The sequence below is a fragment of the Pseudomonas sp. NPDC089918 genome (assembly GCF_050280605.1).
Taxonomy (GTDB): domain Bacteria; phylum Pseudomonadota; class Gammaproteobacteria; order Pseudomonadales; family Pseudomonadaceae; genus Aquipseudomonas.
In genome coordinates this window covers 1-17,767 of record NZ_JBNNVP010000018.1, presented here as the reverse complement: position 1 = coordinate 17,767, position 17,767 = coordinate 1, and the positions used below count along the sequence as shown (strand labels likewise).

At 59.4% G+C, this 17,767-nt stretch carries 15 protein-coding genes and 1 pseudogene; 12 read left to right on the top strand and 4 right to left on the bottom strand.

The genetic code is table 11. The features are described from left to right. The first annotated feature begins 393 nt into the window (after positions 1–393). From ACQKPC_RS14765 to ACQKPC_RS14745, 5 genes and pseudogenes are all read left to right on the top strand, one after another. Positions 394–1,584 (top strand): methyl-accepting chemotaxis protein, encoded by a 1,191-nt coding sequence (locus tag ACQKPC_RS14765; protein ID WP_427625271.1) that lies wholly within the window; start codon positions 394–396, stop codon positions 1,582–1,584. Next, positions 1,581–2,228 (top strand): hypothetical protein, encoded by a 648-nt coding sequence (locus ACQKPC_RS14760; RefSeq protein ID WP_427625270.1) that lies wholly within the window; start codon positions 1,581–1,583, stop codon positions 2,226–2,228. The genes ACQKPC_RS14765 and ACQKPC_RS14760 overlap by 4 nt, the downstream gene beginning before the upstream one ends. 356 nt (positions 2,229–2,584) lie before the next feature. Then, positions 2,585–3,867, top strand: a pseudogene (locus ACQKPC_RS14755) (CmpA/NrtA family ABC transporter substrate-binding protein). Between the two features lie 15 nt (positions 3,868–3,882). After that, positions 3,883–4,734, top strand: coding sequence for a nitrate ABC transporter permease (ntrB, locus tag ACQKPC_RS14750; protein WP_063343812.1), 852 nt, complete (start codon positions 3,883–3,885; stop codon positions 4,732–4,734). Between the two features lie 65 nt (positions 4,735–4,799). Beyond that, positions 4,800–5,591: an ABC transporter ATP-binding protein gene (locus ACQKPC_RS14745; RefSeq protein ID WP_008074309.1), complete on the top strand. Its 792-nt coding sequence runs from the start codon at positions 4,800–4,802 to the stop codon at positions 5,589–5,591. Between the two features lie 215 nt (positions 5,592–5,806). On the opposite strand, the gene ACQKPC_RS14740 is transcribed toward ACQKPC_RS14745, so the two are convergent. Both ACQKPC_RS14740 and ACQKPC_RS14735 read right to left on the bottom strand, forming a co-directional pair. Next, complete coding sequence (locus ACQKPC_RS14740; RefSeq protein ID WP_427625268.1) at positions 5,807–6,895, bottom strand: polyamine ABC transporter substrate-binding protein; 1,089 nt, start codon at positions 6,893–6,895, stop codon at positions 5,807–5,809. Between the two features lie 70 nt (positions 6,896–6,965). Further along, the gene (locus ACQKPC_RS14735) at positions 6,966–8,267 is read right to left on the bottom strand and encodes an NAD(P)/FAD-dependent oxidoreductase (RefSeq protein WP_427625267.1); all 1,302 of its coding nucleotides are present in this window, start codon (positions 8,265–8,267) and stop codon (positions 6,966–6,968) included. Between the two features lie 160 nt (positions 8,268–8,427). On the opposite strand from ACQKPC_RS14735, the gene ACQKPC_RS14730 reads away from it, so the two are divergent. Further along, positions 8,428–9,324 (top strand): LysR substrate-binding domain-containing protein, encoded by an 897-nt coding sequence (locus tag ACQKPC_RS14730; RefSeq protein WP_427625266.1) that lies wholly within the window; start codon positions 8,428–8,430, stop codon positions 9,322–9,324. 118 nt (positions 9,325–9,442) lie between these two features. Here ACQKPC_RS14730 and ACQKPC_RS14725 read toward each other — a convergent pair whose 3' ends face one another. Beyond that, a complete protein-coding gene (locus ACQKPC_RS14725; RefSeq protein WP_427625265.1) occupies positions 9,443–10,387 on the bottom strand; it encodes a proline iminopeptidase-family hydrolase in 945 nt (314 codons plus the stop codon). Positions 10,388–10,480: 93 nt separating this feature from the next. Beyond that, complete coding sequence (locus ACQKPC_RS14720; protein WP_427625264.1) at positions 10,481–11,239, bottom strand: LuxR family transcriptional regulator; 759 nt, start codon at positions 11,237–11,239, stop codon at positions 10,481–10,483. Between the two features lie 180 nt (positions 11,240–11,419). Here ACQKPC_RS14720 and ACQKPC_RS14715 point away from each other — a divergent pair, with 180 nt between their 5' ends. The 6 genes from ACQKPC_RS14715 to ACQKPC_RS14690 are packed head-to-tail and all read left to right on the top strand — an operon-like array spanning position 11,420 to position 17,608. After that, the gene (locus tag ACQKPC_RS14715; protein ID WP_427625263.1) at positions 11,420–12,307 is read left to right on the top strand and encodes a proline iminopeptidase-family hydrolase; all 888 of its coding nucleotides are present in this window, start codon (positions 11,420–11,422) and stop codon (positions 12,305–12,307) included. A gap of 3 nt (positions 12,308–12,310) precedes the next feature. Next, positions 12,311–13,258, top strand: coding sequence for an ABC transporter permease (locus ACQKPC_RS14710; RefSeq protein WP_427625261.1), 948 nt, complete (start codon positions 12,311–12,313; stop codon positions 13,256–13,258). Further along, positions 13,255–14,109, top strand: a complete 855-nt coding sequence (locus tag ACQKPC_RS14705; RefSeq protein ID WP_218395056.1) for an ABC transporter permease — start codon at positions 13,255–13,257, stop codon at positions 14,107–14,109. The genes ACQKPC_RS14710 and ACQKPC_RS14705 overlap by 4 nt, the downstream gene beginning before the upstream one ends. Further along, positions 14,106–15,092 carry an ABC transporter ATP-binding protein gene (locus ACQKPC_RS14700; protein ID WP_401170938.1) on the top strand — a complete coding sequence of 329 codons (987 nt, stop codon included), beginning with the start codon at positions 14,106–14,108 and terminating at the stop codon, positions 15,090–15,092. Before ACQKPC_RS14705 ends, ACQKPC_RS14700 begins: the two co-directional genes overlap by 4 nt. Further along, positions 15,089–16,060: an ABC transporter ATP-binding protein gene (locus ACQKPC_RS14695; protein WP_427625258.1), complete on the top strand. Its 972-nt coding sequence runs from the start codon at positions 15,089–15,091 to the stop codon at positions 16,058–16,060. The genes ACQKPC_RS14700 and ACQKPC_RS14695 overlap by 4 nt, the downstream gene beginning before the upstream one ends. A gap of 33 nt (positions 16,061–16,093) precedes the next feature. Further along, positions 16,094–17,608 (top strand): ABC transporter substrate-binding protein, encoded by a 1,515-nt coding sequence (locus ACQKPC_RS14690; protein WP_427625256.1) that lies wholly within the window; start codon positions 16,094–16,096, stop codon positions 17,606–17,608. Positions 17,609–17,767 lie beyond the last annotated feature (159 nt).

The following is a 17,767-nucleotide window of genomic DNA, read 5'->3' as shown; positions in this document are numbered from 1 at the left end:
TACATGAGCCCCAGTTTCGACTGAGGGATAACAACGAAATCTGACCTGTCAGGGATGCCGGATCGACCGTTCTGGTCAACATGCTCTAACGCCCTGCGCGAACCAGAACAGAGCACTGCGGCTCGGAAATTCTCGCGACTGGTGCGTTGATCGCCTTTTCTGCCTTCGCAGCCCTATGGCCATCGAATGGAACCCCTCCCACTGCTTGAGCGACAGGCTGACAAGTTGTCGATGGCACGGCTGGCAAACAACTTGCTTAGGTCTGATCAGGCTTGAGCCATCAACGACGATGGCTTCGCAAACATCACGGACAACGGCGTCCGCTCCCCTGCGCATTGCGACAGGTGGGCGTGCGCCGTTTTTGCTTTCACCCCGGCATAAAAGGAAATCCTCATGCCTGCTCAAGGAATGCTCCCCCCGGGTCATGCCATCGCGCCTGCGCACAGCGGTGTCGGCAAGTCACGCCCTGCTGGCATTGCATTGCGGTCATTGTTCGACCCTGGCATGGCCCTGCTTGAACGCAGCAGGATCGGCCTCTGGTTACCACTCGGATTGGCCCTCGGGGCCTGCGGTCTCGCACTGGCCGAACAGCCAGCAAGCGCACTGACCCTGTTACCTGGCGTCCTCTATCTGGGGTGCGCGTGGCATCTTCGTGAGCGTCATCAACGCCATCTACAGATATTCTGGGACACTGAACTTGCACAACTGCTGCGCAGCTCCCGGGATGCCGACCCAGCGACGCTACTGGTGGCCGCCAGCATGCAACTGCGCAACAACGAACGCTTGCGCAGCGAAGTACAGTTCGCCAGTCGTGCGCTGGAGCAAATGTCTCAACAGGCCCGCGACCAAGGTGAGGAACAGAGCCAACGAATCGCCATGATCGCCGCCGCCAGCGAGCAAATCGATCAGACCTTACACAGCATCGATGCCTTGGCCCAGGGCGCGCTGGCAGCCTTCGCCAACGCCCATGCCATGAGCGAAACCGGTTGTCTGGAAGCGCGCTCAGTGGGTGACAGCATGCGCGCCATTCAGCACAGCCTGGGCAATACCGCACACGCCGTGGAAGCATTGCTGCAGCGCACTAGCGCGGTAGAAAGCACCGTCAATAGCATTCAGGCACTGGCCAAACAGACCCAGTTGTTGGCACTCAATGCCTCCATCGAAGCGGCCCGTGCCGGCGAGCACGGTCGCGGTTTCGCCGTGGTCGCCGATGAGGTCCGCAGCCTGGCCCAAGCCACGGACCGGGCTACCCATGAAATCACCACAGCCGCGACCGCGATCGCCATGGCCGTGCGCCAAGTGGATGGCGAGGTCAAGGAACACCGCGACCTGCTGGCAGCCGGTAGCCAACAGAGCGAGCAACTCGCCGCCAACCTCGACGACCTGGCTCAACATAGTCAGATCAATCTGCAACACCTCGGCGCCATGCAACAGGCGCTCAGCGAGCACCAGCATGCCAATCATGCCCTCAGCGAACAGTTGCAACAGGTCAATGCCGCGGTGCAAGAGCAGAGTACGCGGACCCATGCGCTGCACGACCTGACCCATTATCTAAACCAGCTCACCGTCGGAAACCGCCCATGAACCTACAATTCGCCACCGCACTCGATGGTGGGCAATCCCGACGAACCCGTCTGCCACAAAACGACGCAGGACTCAGACAGATGCTTTTGCTGGGTCTCGACCTGTTGCAAGGTCTGCAGCAGCATCGTGGTCTCGGCGGACAGACCACCCGCGAGGCACAGCAACGTTGCCAGGCACTGGGTCATTCGCTCGACCAACGCTGGAAAGAATGGCCGTATAGCGCACAGTGCCAGGCCTGGAACGCGTTACGTCGCGAGCCAGCGGATTTCGAGGGCCATTGCCGGTTGCTGCAAGACCTGCTCGGCGCCATCCAGAACCTCGAACTGCGGCGCTGCGCGCTTAATCTGCAGTCCCCGAGCATCGCCGAGCGCTGTTGGGAGCTGGAAGACCTGGGCCGGCTGCGCGGCCTGTCGGTGCGCGCCGCCGCCCATCAGAGTTGCCCACTGCAAATGCTTGTTCAATTGCAGTACCTGCACGAGCGCTTGCTCAGGCATGCCCCCCGCTCGCTGCACAACGCGCTCGAACGACTGCAACGCTGCCTGATCGGTACAACGACAGTGTCCATCTCCCCAGCGGAGTGCTACGCCTTGCTCACCCCATTGCTCGACGAACGCCTCGACGCCATCCGCCGGGATCTGGGCTGAGGCTTACCTCCATTCGACTACGCAACGGTGCGCAGGAGAGCTGTTTTAGTTCACCTCGCACCCAAGCTGCCCAAAAAGCGATCAGTGCTTCGCTCTCCCCCGGCTCTACGCCCCCTTCGATATCTTTTTAGAAAACATCACAAAACCACTTCAAGCCTTTGTACCAATTGATTTTTTTCGCATAAAAAAACTCGGACATAAACTTGGCAAGCCCTTTGCTATTACTGACTAACAGACTCATGCGGCACGCCAATGGCGGCGTGCTGCACTTTCCGGACAACGGCGTCCGTCAGGTCCCTCTATCGAGGGTGCCTGGCGCACGCCGTTTTTTTTGCCCCTAAAAAAAGGATGTGGTTATGACTGATGAGCGTGACTCGCAACATCCGGTACACCCCGGCCGGCGCACCTTCCTGAAGCAATCCCTGGTGACGGCAGGCACCGTCGCCGGGATCGCCGCCCTCGATGTCGTCGCGCCGGGCTTTCTGCGCAGCGCGGTCTGGGCTGCCGGCAGCGACGCGCCGGAGAAAGCTGCGCTGAAGGTCGGTTTCATTCCCCTCACCGATTGCGCGTCAGTCGTGGTGGCGGCAACCCAGGGTTTCGGCGAAAAATACGGTCTTACTATCACGCCGAGCAAAGAGGCGTCCTGGGCCGGCGTGCGCGACAAACTGCTCAACGGCGAACTGGATGCTGCCCATGTGCTCTACGGCCTGATCTATGGCGTGCAACTGGGCATCGGCGGGCCGCAGAAAGATATGGCCATGCTCATGGGACTGAACCAGAACGGCCAGGCGATCACCCTCTCCAAACAGCTGCAGCAAGCGGGCGTGACCAATGGCGAGCAACTGGCCGCCAAGGTCAAGCAAGGTGGCACGCCACCTTCGCCCAGACGTTCCCCACCGGCACCCATGCCATGTGGCTCAATTACTGGCTCGCCAGCCTCGGCATCAACCCGCTGACCGATGTGAAGACCATCGTGGTGCCACCGCCACAGATGGTCGCCAACATGCGCGTGGGCAACATGGACGGTTTCTGTGTCGGCGAGCCCTGGGGCGCCCGGGCGATCGCCGACAACATCGGCTTCACCGCCCTTACCACCCAGAAACTCTGGCCCGATCACCCGGAGAAAATCCTTGGCACCACCCGTGCCTTCGTCGAGCAATACCCCAACACCGCCCGGGCGCTGACCATGGCGGTGCTCGACGCCAGCCGGTTCATCGAGGCCAGCGTAGAGAACAAAAAAAGCACCGCCCAACTGATTGCCGGCAAGGCCTACGTGAATGCGCCCGTCGAAGTGATCGAACAACGCTTCCTCGGCCACTACGACGACGGGTTAGGTAAGCAATGGACGGACGAGCATGCGATGTCCTTCTGCAAGGATGGCAGCGTCAACTATCCCTACCTGTCGGACGGAATGTGGTTCCTCACTCAGTTCCGTCGCTGGGGCCTGCTCAAGGAGGATGTGGACTACGCCGGTGTGGCCAAGTCTATCAACCAGACAAAACTCTACGGCGAAGCCGCCAGCCAGCTTGGCCTGACTGTACCGGGCAGTCCGCTGCGCAGTAGCACCCTGATCGACGGCAAGGTCTGGGACGGCTCCAATCCGGCCGCCTATGCCAACTCCTTCACCATCAAAGCCTGACCGGAGTAACCCGCCATGAACGCACCCCTCAAGTTGCCAGCGCCGCCCACCACTACGGCGAGTACCCAGCCAGAGCGTCGCTCTCCCCTCCTGAGCGGGTTGCGTCAACGCGCCAGGGATGGCATTGCCCCAGTATTGGGTATCGCCCTGTTTCTCGCCGTCTGGGCGTTTATAGCCGCACGCAGTGAGGGCCTGCCCGGTCCGCTCGCTACTTGGTATTCAGCCCTGGAGCTGTTCAGCGCCCCCTTCTACGACAACGGTCCGAACGACATGGGCATCGGCTGGAACGTACTGGCCTCCCTTGGCCGGGTCGGCATCGGCTTCGGCCTCGCCGCCCTGCTCGGTATTCCGCTGGGCTTCGCCATAGGCCGCTTCGCCTTCCTCGGCGGTATGTTCGCGCCAATCATCAGCCTGCTACGTCCGGTCTCGCCGCTGGCGTGGTTGCCGATCGGCTTGTTGGTGTTCAAGGCCGCCGGCCCGGCATCGATCTGGGTGATTTTCATCAGTTCGATCTGGCCGATCATTCTCAACACCGCCGCGGGGGTCGCCAGCGTGCCGCAGGACTATCTGAACGTCGCGCGGGTGCTCAAGCTCAGCGAATGGAAGGTGTTCACCCACATCCTGTTTCCTTCGGTGCTGCCGCATCTGATGACCGGCATTCGCCTGTCCATCGGCGTGGCGTGGCTGGTGATCGTCGCCGCAGAAATGCTCACCGGCGGTGTCGGTCTGGGCTTCTGGGTGTGGGACGAATGGAACAACCTCAATGTCGAGCACATTCTCATCGCCATCATCATCGTCGGTCTGGTCGGCCTGCTGCTCGAGCAGGGCCTGTTGTGGATCGCCAAACGCTTCGACTACACCAACTGAACCGACGCCCGCGCGGGTGTTTGGGTTGCCCGCACCTGACGCTTACCCGATGCAGGAGAACCGAGATGACTAAATTCGTCGAGCTGACCCAGGTCAGCAAGCACTTCGACACCAAAAAAGGCCGCTTCCAGGCCCTCAGCAACGTCAACCTGAGCATCGCACGTGGCGAGTTCGTCTCGTTGATCGGCCATTCAGGCTGTGGCAAATCCACCGTGCTGAACCTGATCGCCGGTCTGCTTGAAGCCAATGGCGGCGGCTTGATATGTAACGGTCGCGAAATCGACGGTCCCGGCCCTGAGCGCGCAGTGGTGTTTCAAAACCACAGCCTGCTGCCCTGGCTGACTTGCTTCGGTAACGTGCACCTGGCCGTGGAAAAGGTATTCGGCAAACGCGAAAACAAGGCCGCGCTGAAGGCGCGGACCGAGGCGGCGCTGGCCATGGTCGGTCTTGAGCATGCCATGCACAAGCACCCCAGCGAGATTTCCGGGGGCATGAAGCAGCGTGTCGGCATCGCCCGCGCGCTGGCCATGGAGCCGAAAATACTGCTGATGGACGAGCCCTTCGGCGCACTCGACGCCCTCACCCGCGCGCACCTTCAGGACGAGCTGCTGCGTATCGTTGCCGCCACTCAGAGCACCGTGGTGATGGTCACCCATGATGTCGATGAGGCCGTATTGCTCTCTGACCGCATCGTGATGATGACCAACGGGCCGGCGGCCACCGTCGGTGAGATCCTTAGCGTTGGCCTGGCAAAACCGCGCAATCGCCTGGTGCTGGCCAACGACCCCGAGTACCACCGCTATCGCACGACGGTCCTCGAGTTCCTCTACCACCGCCAGCAAATGCCGGCGGCTTGAAAACGAAGTCCGAGGAAGCCCTCCCGCACTCCGATCTACTCACTTAAGAACGTTTTGAGTCAGTGAGAAACCTGTGGCGAGGGAGCTTGCTCCCGCTTGAGTGCGTAGCACTCACGAAAATCGGCAATCACCGCCAGATTTTTGGGGCCGCTACGCAGCCCAACGCGAGCAAGCTCGCTCGCCACTCTGCAACGCAACCCGAGGTGCACAGGTCGTTATGTATTGGTTTTCAACTTGGTCCACAGACGAGTACTCAGCCGCGCGATGGCAGCAGGCAGATCCTCTACGGTAAACAACTTGTCCATCACATGGTTTGGCGGGTAAATCGCCAGGTCCTGCTTCACGGCCGGAACAACATAGTCATCCGCCGCGATGTTGGGGTTCGCGTAATGGACGCTGTTGCTGATATTGGCAATGACTTGAGGGGTCAACAGGTAGTTCATGTAAGCGTAAGCATTCTTCTCGTGCGGCGCGCTTTTTGGCATGACGACCATGTCGAGCCAAAGGGTCGATCCTTCGTCAGGGATCGAATATGCGATTTCAATCCCGTTGTTGGCTTCCCTGGCGCTCGCGGCGGCCTGCACCACGTCGCCATTGAAACCGATCACGGCGCAGACATTGCCATTAGCCAGATCGCTGATGTACTTGGAGGCGTGAAAATACTGGACGTAGGGTCTGATCTTGAGCAACGCCTGCTCGGCCTTCTTATAGTCCGCAGGCTCGTGGCTATGGGGCGGCAGTCCGAGGTAATTGAGGGTGATCGGCAGGATCTGCGTCGGGTTATCGATAATCGCCACACCGCATTCGCTTAGTTTCTTGATGTTGTTCTCATCAAAGAACAGGCTCCAGGAACGGGTGACATCGGTGTTGCCGAATATCGCTTTGATTTTCTCCACGTTGTAGCCGATACCCGCGGTGCCCCACATGTAGGGATAACCGTACTGATTACCTGGATCGTTGACCTCCAGTTTTTTCATCAGCGCCGGGTCCAGGTTTTTCCAGTTGGGCAACTGACTTTTATCGAGCTTTTGAATGGCCCCTGCCTTGATCAATCTGGACAGAAAATGGTTCGAAGGACTGACCACGTCATAACCCGTGTTACCCGTCATCAGTTTTGACTCCAGGACCTCGTTGCTGTCGTGAATGTCGTAAGTCGCCTTGATCCCCGTTTCCTTGGTGAAATTGGTCAAGGTATCGTCGGCAATGTAGCCGTTCCAGTTGGAAATATTGACGGTTTCGGCGGCGTGGCTGGCTGCCGAAAGCGCCGTGAGCAGTACCATCAGGGAAATATTGTTGACGCGCATGTTCAATCACCTTTTTCAGGGGCTTTTATTATTTTGTGGCTTTCTGGATTTGTTGTTTTTTGTGGTTGTTTTAGATTTCTGTTCTGGCCCTGACCGCCTCCACGCGCATTCGAAGCATGGCACCGATATCGAGCAATGGTCGGGGCGGGAGCCAGCCGGGTTTCGCTCTGTGCATGACCGACTGCAACATTGGCGAGCTGGCACCCGACGCCAGTTCCGCGAGCAGCCGTCCCCACAGCGTGCCGCGCGCGACCCCAGAACCATTGCATCCGGCGACGGCGAACAGCCCCTCTTCGACCTTGGCAAAATAAGGTTGCCCGGAGCGTGAGGCGCTCAGGTGTCCGGTCCAGGTGTATTGAATATCCTGCTCGGTCAACCACGGAAAACGTCGTTGCAGGCCCAGCACATGGTGCTTTCGACGGATCAGCAGATCACTGTCGGACAAATCCCGAGAGCGGTATTCCGCGGTATTGCGGATCATCACGCGGCGATCCGGGGTCAGCCGCACCGTGGCGCCGAGTGGACGGGTGGACAGCACACCCCAAGGCTCCACACCGTCGAAGGCTCGGAACTCTTCGTCGCTGAGCGGCCGCGTGAGGCTGGCGCTGAGCTCCATCGGGAACGTCGCGCTGTCATCGATCCCCGCTCGCGGGATGAAGGCGTTCAAGCAAACCAGCACCTGCTTGGCCTCAATGCTGCCATCGATGCCATTAGCGCGAATACGCCCTTGGCCCAAACGCTCCAGGCCGGTGATATCGGTGTTTTCGTAGAGGGTCAAGGTGTCCGGCAGCGCATTCAGCAGGCCCTTCACGTATTTCGCCGGTTGAAGCAATGCGTTGCCATGGCCACACCAGATCGCGGCCTGGTAATGCCGGGTACCCAGTTTCTGGCTCAGCTGGTCACCTTGCAGAAACTGCGCAGAGGCACCGAGGGCTCGTAGCGTCGCCAGTTTGGCCTCGACATGGGTTAGCTTGGCGCGATCGCTGACCGCAAAGTAATAGCCACAGTCCCTGAAGTCGCACGCGATGTCATGCCGGGCAATGCGCTGGCGTACTTCCTCGCTGGCGGCCCGTGAAATTGAGGTGTCGATTTCGAAGCCAGCGAACCCCTCACCGCCAATCAGCTCATCATTGCCCGGATGTTCGTGGGCTACCACGAATCCTGAGTTGCGCGCCGAAGCCCCTTGCGCTGCTCGCTGTCTGTCGACGACCACGATGCGTGCCTGAGGGTGCATTTGCGCCAACGTGTGAGCGGCACACAGGCCGGTGATGCCGGCACCGATGACCAGCCAATCGGCTTTTTGCGTGCCGCTCAGCCGCGCGCGACCGGCCGAACTTCCAGCTTGCGCAATCCAGCCACAGATATTTTCCATGCGTCACCTCGATTTGACTGTCGTTCTGCCAACCGCCTCTATCCTCCTGCATGCACTAATCGCATGAGCTGTTTGATATGACGGCGGCCAGAGCTAGAATGTATAAGGTCCACACCCCTACAACCAACGTTATAAAATCATTGAGACATTCTGAAAACGCATGGATAAAATTCGCCACCTACCCTCTCTTCAAGCCTTGCAGGCACTGGTGGAGGTCGCTGATTCGGGCAGTTTCACCCAAGCGGCGCAAAAGCTCTGCCTGACCCAAAGCGCAGTGAGCCGAAAAATTCAGCAGTTGGAGAGTCACTTCGGCATACCGATGTTCGTGAGGAGCAGCCGCAGCATTCGACTGACTTCAGAAGGCGAACAGGTGCTTGGCAGCGCCCGGAATATTTTCGAGCAGTTGAAGACGCTCGAGGATCGGCTTTCTCCGCACAAGCGCCCCTTTCGCATACGCATGCACGTGTCGCTGGCGGTTCGTTGGTTGCTGCCCAAGCTGAGCGATTTCTACCGGCTTCACCCGCACGTATCCTTGTCGATCGAAACCGTCGCGACGGAGATCGTCGAGCCGGCGAGCGACAGCGACGCCTACATCCTCTATCTGCCCGAGCCGTCCAGCGATCCTGATTGCCTGACCTTGTTCGAGGAGGCGCTGGTGCCGGTGTGCGCCCCGAACCTGGCCAGCGCAACCCAACCACTGGCGTCGGTAGAAGATCTCGTACACTTCCCGCTGCTTCATCGCTCAGCAGACAAACAAGCCTGGATTGACTGGCTGGCAGCCAATGCCGGCAAGTCGCTGGAGGCCTACAGGCACATCCCCTTCAACCTCGACGAGTTGGCACTTGATGCTGCGGCGCGAGGTTTGGGGGTGGCCGTGACCGATATGACCCTGGCAGCGGAATCCATCGGTCGTGGTGTGCTCGTCATCCCGTTCGGCCAACCCTTGAAGACCCGGGGGGTCTATTCGTTGTGCCCGCAACCCTCGGCCGCTTCGCATCCGGCTTGCTTGCCGATCATGCAATGGTTCGCCCGGCAGGCCGAACAGGATGAAGGCTAACGGCTGAAGTTGAACGACAGGCCTATAGGGCGCATGTCGAAAAGCCTTCGTTGAAGCCGCCGGGCATCTGCAAGCGCGACGGTGGATTCTTCATGCCCCGGGACAGGAAAGACACGAGTCAGAGTGGGAGCTCTTCAAGCTTGCGATCGCCAGCCATCGCCCCGCTCAAGCACTCATCCAGGAACCTCACCACCGTCCCCATGCAGCCGACCCGCTCCTCGACATGGGGCATATGGCTGGAATTCTCGAACAACGCCCAACGAACATTCGGGATCTGCTGCAGAAAGGGTCTGACCACCGTCGGTGTTGCTTCATCGTAGCGACCTGAGATCACCAGCGTCGGCACGTTGACGTGCGGCAAGCGGTCGACGATGGTCCAGTCTTTCAGGCTGCCTATCACATGAAATTCCGTCGGCCCGCTCATCGTATGGTAAACGGTGGGATCGGCATCGACCTGGGCAAACGTACGCGCGACTTCTTCGGGCCAGGGAATGACGCGACACACATGGTTGTCGTAGAAAACCCTCGAAGCGTCCTGATAGGCGACCGCTTGAAAATCCCCTGTCCGTTCGTACTCAAGCAAAGTTTCATGGACACCGGCAGGCAGCAGTTGACGTAAACGGTTGGCTTCCTGAACCCAGACGCGCATGTCCGACGGGGAATTAGCGAGGATCAAGGCCCGTAGTCCCGCAGGTTGCCGTACCGCGTGTTCGCTGGCGAGCATGCCGCCCCAGGATTGCCCCAGGAGTGCGTAATTGTCGCTGATCTGAAGATGATCCAGCAGGTTGTCCAGCTCCTCGAGAAACAGCGCCACGTTCCAGAACGAGGCGTCTTTTTCCGGCAGGTGGGTCGAGCGACCATTACCCAGTTGATCGTAATGCACCACCGCCCGCCCACTCGCGGCGATGTCCTTATAGGCATCGACGTAATCATGCGTGCAGCCCGGGCCGCCATGCAGAATCACCAGCGGCGTGTTTTTGCCGTCAAAGTGACCTGTGACGCGATACCAGGTCTGATAAGGACCAAAAGGTGCGAAGCCTTCGCGAGTTCCGATAGATTCCATTTCTTCGTGCCGCCCCTGAAAAACCGTACGGCACACGATAGCGGGATCAGACCTTCAAAATAACTAGAGAAATAGATAGGTTTTTGCCCTGTTTCAGCTATCGAGCAATCGATAGTGGGTGGCCCGAACCACGGCCTGGACCCGATTCTTGGCCCCGAGTTTATGCATGGCCGAGGTCAGATGGAGGCTGATGGTGGCCAATGAACGATTCAGTTGGTTGGCAATCTCGGCGGCGGTCAGCCCCTCAGCCGCCCATTTAAGGCACTCGCGTTCACGTTTGGTCAGATGAACGGGAGGTGTGTGCGCCTCCTTGCCAAGCAACGGATAGGCCGCTTCCTGCAAGGCATGGGAAATCAGGCTGAAATCGGCGAGGGTCCGCCGGGCATCGCACAGGACACTGCTGCTGCTGATACGCAGCCCGGTCAAGGAGGCAAAGCCGCCTCTGGGCAGATGAATCGGGACCGACACACCACAGGTCATCTGCGCGTCTTCCAGATAATTCACCACTGGCGCATGGCACTGACTGATGACCGGCTCCAACAGGGTGTCAGTTCCGGGTTTATAGGACCAGACAAAGGGTGAAACACGATTGAGTGCTACCTGCTGGACAGGGTCGATCTGGTAGTAACCCTCTGCACACCAACGCGTATGCCAATCGGCTGGCGTGTTGCGCAGTTTGAGCACCGCGGGCGTGATCAAATTGCCTTCATGGTCCAGCGGCACCGGACTGTAGTCGTACACCAAAGCATCAAAGCCCAGCTCCTCGGCCAATAGCAAGGCGTTGTCCATCTGCTCATCCAGGCTCTTGCCCGATAACAGACGGGGATTGAGGTCTGCTAGCTTGGTCTGCATCCATTGCGCTCCCTAATTAATTTCAATCCTGAAATTCAGCACGTAGAATGCCACGCCTCGGCGCGGGACTGCCAGACAAAACCTATACGAAATACTAGCTTTTGGGCGCATGACTTACTCAGTAAGGTTGAGCCATTTGGTCAGCGTCCGAACCGGCCAGCATCATAAAGGGAGAGTGCGATGTGGCGTGAAATCGAACCGGACCAGCACTATAACGTTGAAGTCGACGGCCACAATCTGGTGGTTTACAGCTTTGGCGAGGGCGATGAGGTCCTGCTGTGCCTCAATGGAGGCCCGGGGCTTCCCTGCGATTATCTGCGTGACGCCCATGGCTGGCTCAAGGACAAGGGGTTGCGCGTGGTCGCCTTCGACCAACTCGGCACCGGCGCGTCTGACAGACCTCAAGACCCATCCCTGTGGGATATTTCCCGTTATGTCGCTGAGGTGGAAACCGTCCGGCAGGCCCTCGACCTGGGCCGGGTGCATTTGCTGGGGCACTCCTGGGGCGGCTGGCTGGCGATCGAATATGCCATTTACCACCCTCATGCACTCAAAACCCTGATTCTGGAAAATACCGTAGGCGATATCCCGCACCTGTCTCAGGAACTGGAGCGTCTGCGTGGTGCTCTTGGCAGCGAAACCGTGGCGATGATGCAGCGCCATGAAGCCATGGGCACCCTCGATCACCCTCAATACCAAGCGGCAATCACCCTCCTCAACTATCGCCACGTCTGCCGACTGGACGAGTGGCCGGCGCCGGTCACGCGCTCTCTGAGCGACTGGAACATGGGGCCCTACACAACCATGCAGGGGCCAAACGAGTTTCTCTACGTCGGTAACCTGAAAAACTGGAACCGTCTCCAGGAAATGGCCGACTTCACCATGCCGGTATTGATTACCACCGGCCAGCACGACGAACTGACGCCGGCCTGTGCCATGCGCATGAAAATGGCACTCAAGGATGCGGCACTGCATGTGTTCCCCAACAGCAGCCACATGCCCTTCTACGAAGAACCTCACGCCTACTTTCCGGTGTTACTGGATTTCCTCCAGCGGCACCGAGGTTAGTCGATGAATCTGTCGCGTTACCGTTTCATCCTGTCACGCCCCCTGCAGCTGCTGCCGGTGCTGTTCGGCATCAGTCTCATCACGTTTGTGCTGGTGCGCTCGATTCCCGGCGACCCGGCGCGCGCCCTGCTCGGTTCGCGCAGCACGCCAGAGGGGCTGCTCAGGGTGCGCGCTCAGTTCGGCCTCGATCAGCCGCTGTGGATGCAGTACTTCTACTTCCTGAAAAACCTGTTCAATGGCGACCTCGGCCAGTCATTGCTGTACAAGGTCGACGCCTTGAAACTGATCAGCACGCGCATCGAGCCCACGTTGTTTCTGGTGCTTGGCAGCGTGCTGCTGGCCATGTTGATCGCGGTGCCGCTGGCCACCGTTGCGGCCCGTAACAAGGGCGGTTGGAGCGACAACCTGATCCGCCTGTTCACCACCGCCGGCCTCGGCATGCCGGCATTTTGGCTGGGGATCATGTTGATCCTGCTATTCAGCGTACAACTGGGCTGGTTTCCGGTTTCCGGCTACGGCCGTTCCTGGCCGGACAAACTGCACCACATGGTCCTGCCCTGCCTGACCATTGCCCTGGCGTTATCGGCGGTATTGATACGTAACCTGAGGGCAAGCATGCTGATGGAATTGCAAGCCGACCATGTCACGGCAGCCCGGGCTCGCGGCCTGTCTGAAGACGTAGTGTTTCGTCGCCATGTACTGCCCAACTCACTCGTACCCGCCGTCAACCTGCTGGCGGTGAATATCGGCTGGCTGATCAGCGGCACGGTGGTCATCGAAAGTCTGTTCGCCATTCCCGGGATCGGCCAGTTATTGGTCCGAGGCATCTTCACCCGTGACTATATGGTGGTCCAGGGCGTAGCGATGGTGCTGGCCTGCGCCACCGTGGCGGTAAACTTTCTCGCCGATGTGGTGACAGTCGCTATCGATCCACGGGTGAAGATCCGATGAGCAGCCAGGCAACGACGGTCCCCCGACTGAACCTGCGCCTGGGTTTGCGTAACCCTCGACTGGCAATGGGATTGGGCCTGGCAATCCTGCTCGGCTGGCTGGTGCTGGCGATCTTCGCGCCCTGGATCGCGCCCTTCGATCCGATCGCCCAAAACACGGATATTCGCTTGCTGGCGCCCCATCTGGCCCATCCTTTCGGCACCGACAATTTTGGCCGCGACGTCTTGTCCCGAGTGATCTGGTCGGCCCGCATCGACTTGCAGCTGGCGGTCATCGGGGTGATTTTCCCGTTTCTGATCGGCACGTGTGTCGGGGCTTTGTCCGGCTACATCGGCGGGCGTTTCGACACGTTCTGCATGCGCCTGATCGATATCATCCTGGCCTTCCCGTTCCTGGTGTTAATGCTGGCGATCATGGCGATCCTCGGTCCCGGCCTGATGAGTTTCTATATCGCCATGGCACTGGTGGGCTGGGTGTCCTACGCACGATTGATCCGCTCGCAGATCCTGATACTCAAGGAAAGCGATTTTGCCCTGGCCGCCAAAAGCCTCGGCTTCGGTCATGGGCGCATTCTGTTCAGGCACCTGCTGCCGAACGCGATGTTCGGTTCAATCGTGTTTTCCATGTCCGATGCGGTGCTGGTATTGCTCAATGGCGCAGCGGTCAGTTACCTCGGCCTCGGGGTTCAACCACCGACCGCCGAGTGGGGCACGATGGTCGCCGAAGGCCAGAGTTTCATTACTTCCGCCTGGTGGATCTGCACCTTCCCTGGATTGGCGATCGTCACCCTGGCCATGGGCTTCAGCCTGTTGGCCGATGCTGTTGCCGAACACTTGGGTGAACGCTCGTGAGTGCGCCTGTGCTGAAGGTCGAGGAGCTCAGCGTTATCGCCCGTAAGGGTGAGCACGAGGTGACGCTGGTGGATCGTTTGTCCTTTGACCTGGCCGAGGGTGAAGTGCTCGGACTGGTGGGAGAAAGCGGCTCCGGCAAGACCCTGGCTTGTCGCGGTTTAATGAGACTGTTGCCGTCGCCGAACCTGCGTGTCGAAGGCACCGCCGTGCAACTGGCCGGGGAAAATCTATTGCACCTGGACGAGGCCGGCATGCGTCGCATGCGTGGGCGTCAGTTGGGGATGATTTTCCAGAACCCCAGCAGCCATCTCGACCCGTTGATGCGCATCGGCGAGCAGATTGGCGAAGGTATTCGTCTGCACCAAGGCGCCAGCAAGCGTGAAGCCCGCGCTCAAGCCATCGACGTCCTTCGTCAGGTGGGCATTCCCGATCCGCAGCGACGAGTCGACAGTTACCCTCACGAATTCTCCGGCGGCATGCGCCAGCGAGCGATGATCGCCGTGGCACTGGGTTGCAACCCGAACGTGCTGATCGCCGACGAACCGACCACCGCCCTCGACGTCACGGTGCAAGCGCAGATCCTGCGCCTGCTGTTGGATCTTCGTGACCAGCGTGGCCTGTCGATCATCATGATCACCCATGACCTGGGGGTCGTTGCGCAGACCTGCGACTCGATTGCGGTGATGTACGCCGGACGCTTGTGCGAGCACGGCAACAAGCACGAGGTGCTGGCCCATCCACGCCACCCTTACACCGCGGGGTTGATCGACTGTCAACCGGCCACCAGTCACGGTCACGCATTGCTCAAAACCATCGCCGGGCAACCGCCCCTGCTCGACGCCCTGCCCCAGGGTTGCCGCTTCAATCCGCGTTGCCAGCAAATCGGCAACCGATGCACAACACTGATGCCGGGTTTGCAGCCGGTCAGCCATGGACACCGCATCGCTTGTCATTACCCCTTGGCCGCCGGAGACCGCTCATGACCCTGCTCAAGGTCAAGGATTTGCATGTGCGCTTCGCCGCGCCGGGCACTGGTTTGCTGGGCATGAACCGGCAATGGCTGACGGCGGTCAACGGCGTCTCGCTGACCCTCTCGGCTGGAGAAACGCTCGGGCTGGTCGGCGAGTCGGGCAGCGGTAAAAGCAGCCTGGGGCGGGCGATCCTGCACCTCAACGAGATTTACGCCGGGCAGGTGCTGTTCGACGGCATCGACATGGCCCATGCCGGGAAGATCGATATCGAGAGACTGCGTCATGAGACAGCGATGGTTTTCCAAGACCCTTATGCCGCCCTCAATCCACGCCTTAGCATCGGCCAGACCCTGGCAGAAGTGCTCCGGGTACAACGCAAAGTGCCGGAATCGCTGATTGCCGCCCGTGTCGATGAACTGCTGACTTTGGTTGGTCTGCGCCCCGAATTGGCCTCCCGCAAACCGCACGCCTTGAGCGGTGGCCAATGCCAGCGTGTCGGGATCGCCCGTGCGCTGGCCGTGGAGCCGCGCCTGATCGTCGCCGATGAATGCGTGGCCGCGCTGGACGTGTCCATCCAGGGGCAGATCATCAACTTGCTGCTGGAGCTGCGCCAGCGCATGAACCTGGCGATTGTGTTCATTGCCCATGATCTGGCGATCGTTCGCCGGCTCTGTGATCGAGTGGCGGTGATGTACTTGGGCAAGATCGTGGAAGAAGGACCGGTGGAAGAAGTATTTCGCTCCCCGCGACATCCCTATACCGCCGCGCTGATCCAGTCGATTCCAGAAATCGATCCGGCCCGGGCGCTACCCACCGACCCTTTGCCCGGTGAACCGCCCAGCCCTTTGCAGTTGCCATCCGGCTGCGCCTTTCACCCACGCTGTCGCTACATTCGTGCCACTTGTAGCCAGGTGGCGCCCCCTACCCGTCAACTCGACGCTCGCCGTTACGACTGCGTGCTCGAGGAGCCTCTGTTTTAAAAAACCACGTACTCATCAAGAAGGAGTTTGACCATGAGATCCAGGCATTTGAAATTGCTCGCCGCAGCCACATTGACCGCTTGTACCCTTGCCAGCGGCATTGCCCAGGCGGCGGGTGTACTCACCATCGGTTGCCGTGAAGAAAGCACCACGTTCGACCCGATCAAAAGCGCGCAAAACCGCGATACCTGGGTATTTTCCAATGTCTACGACACACTGATCCGGGTCAACAAGGCCGGCAGCAAGATGGAGCCCGGCCTGGCTGAAAGCTGGAAAGTCTCCGACGATGGCCTGACCTACACGTTCAAAATGCGCGCGGCGAAATTCTCCGACGGCTCGCCGATCACGGCCGAAGATGCGGCATTCAGTCTGTTGCGCACTCGTGATAACAAGGCCTCGCTGTGGAGCGATGCCTACAAACTGATCGACACGGCGAAAGCGGCCGATCCACAGACCCTGGTCGTTACCCTGACTACCCCGTCGGTACCGTTCCTCTCGCAATTGGCCTCGCCGACCGTGTCGGTGCTCTCGCAGAAGGCCATGACCCGCATGGGCGAAGATGCCTATGCTCAGGAGCCAGTGGTGTCAGGGGCATTTTTTGTCAAGGAATGGCTGCGCGGCGATCGCGTGAAGCTGGAAAAGAACCCGCACTTCTGGCAGGCCGACAAGGTCAGCCTGGATGGCGTGGAGTGGATTTCCATTCCGGACGACAACACCCGGATGCTCAAGGTGCAGGCAGGTGAGCTGGACTCCGCGATCTTCGTACCGTTTTCGCGAGTCGATGCGCTGCGCAAGGATCCCAACCTGACCATCCACTCCGACCCTTCCACTCGGGAAGATCACCTGCTGATCAACCATGAGCACGGGTTGCTGAGCAAGCCTGAAGTACGTCAGGCACTGGACATGGCGATCAACAAAAAATCGGTGGTCGATACCGTGACCTTCGGCCATGGCCAGGAGGCTTACTCCTACATCCCCAAAGGCTCGCTTTACCACTACGCCGACAACCTGAAGCGTCCGTTTGACCCGGTCAAAGCCAAGCAGATGCTGATCGATGCCGGCGCAGCGGGCATGAAGCTGAATTACGTGGTCAATGCCGGTAACGAAGCTGATGAGCAGATTGCGGTGCTGGTTCAACAGCAACTGGCAGCCGTCGGTGTGACCGCCACCCTGCAAAAGGTTGACCCCACCCAGAGCTGGCAGATGCTGGTCGACGGTGACTACGACCTGTCCGTGATGTACTGGACCAACGACATCCTCGACCCGGACCAGAAGACCACGTTCGTTCTGGGCCACGACACCAACATGAACTACATGACCCGCTACAAGAACGACAAGGTCAAGGATCTGGTATCGGCTGCCCGCATTGAAGCGGCCCCGGCCAAGCGTGAACAGATGTACGTCGACCTGCAGAAGATCGCCAAAAATGACGTCAACTGGATCGACCTTTACTACAGCCCTTACATCAACATTTCGCGCAAGAACATCGAAAACTTCCAGCAGAATCCACTGGGACGTTTCTCTCTTGAGGAAACGGTGAAGAACTGAGCAATCGTTGCGCTGAAGCATGGAAAAACAAAAGGACCTCTTTTCAGAGGTCCTTTTTTTATGCCTGTGTCCCGTCCTGAATAAGGTTTACACCTTCTGATCTGTTTTTCAGGAGGACGTAATGGAATCAGCAAAAAGGCGTAGTCAGCGAGACTACAC

Excerpts from the sequence above, each read along its gene's own strand:
- ACQKPC_RS14765 (WP_427625271.1), top strand. The coding sequence starts at position 394 with ATGCCTGCTCAAGGAATGCTCCCCCCGGGTCATGCCATCGCGCCTGCG.
- ACQKPC_RS14705 (WP_218395056.1), top strand. The coding sequence starts at position 13,255 with ATGAGCAGCCAGGCAACGACGGTCCCCCGACTGAACCTGCGCCTGGGT.
- ACQKPC_RS14735 (WP_427625267.1), bottom strand. The coding sequence starts at position 8,267 with ATGGAAAATATCTGTGGCTGGATTGCGCAAGCTGGAAGTTCGGCCGGT.
- ACQKPC_RS14720 (WP_427625264.1), bottom strand. The coding sequence starts at position 11,239 with ATGCAGACCAAGCTAGCAGACCTCAATCCCCGTCTGTTATCGGGCAAG.
- ACQKPC_RS14725 (WP_427625265.1), bottom strand. The coding sequence starts at position 10,387 with ATGGAATCTATCGGAACTCGCGAAGGCTTCGCACCTTTTGGTCCTTAT.
- ntrB (WP_063343812.1), top strand. The coding sequence starts at position 3,883 with ATGAACGCACCCCTCAAGTTGCCAGCGCCGCCCACCACTACGGCGAGT.
- ACQKPC_RS14715 (WP_427625263.1), top strand. The coding sequence starts at position 11,420 with ATGTGGCGTGAAATCGAACCGGACCAGCACTATAACGTTGAAGTCGAC.
- ACQKPC_RS14730 (WP_427625266.1), top strand. The coding sequence starts at position 8,428 with ATGGATAAAATTCGCCACCTACCCTCTCTTCAAGCCTTGCAGGCACTG.
- ACQKPC_RS14695 (WP_427625258.1), top strand. The coding sequence starts at position 15,089 with ATGACCCTGCTCAAGGTCAAGGATTTGCATGTGCGCTTCGCCGCGCCG.
- ACQKPC_RS14690 (WP_427625256.1), top strand. The coding sequence starts at position 16,094 with ATGAGATCCAGGCATTTGAAATTGCTCGCCGCAGCCACATTGACCGCT.
- ACQKPC_RS14710 (WP_427625261.1), top strand. The coding sequence starts at position 12,311 with ATGAATCTGTCGCGTTACCGTTTCATCCTGTCACGCCCCCTGCAGCTG.
- ACQKPC_RS14760 (WP_427625270.1), top strand. The coding sequence starts at position 1,581 with ATGAACCTACAATTCGCCACCGCACTCGATGGTGGGCAATCCCGACGA.
- ACQKPC_RS14740 (WP_427625268.1), bottom strand. The coding sequence starts at position 6,895 with ATGCGCGTCAACAATATTTCCCTGATGGTACTGCTCACGGCGCTTTCG.
- ACQKPC_RS14745 (WP_008074309.1), top strand. The coding sequence starts at position 4,800 with ATGACTAAATTCGTCGAGCTGACCCAGGTCAGCAAGCACTTCGACACC.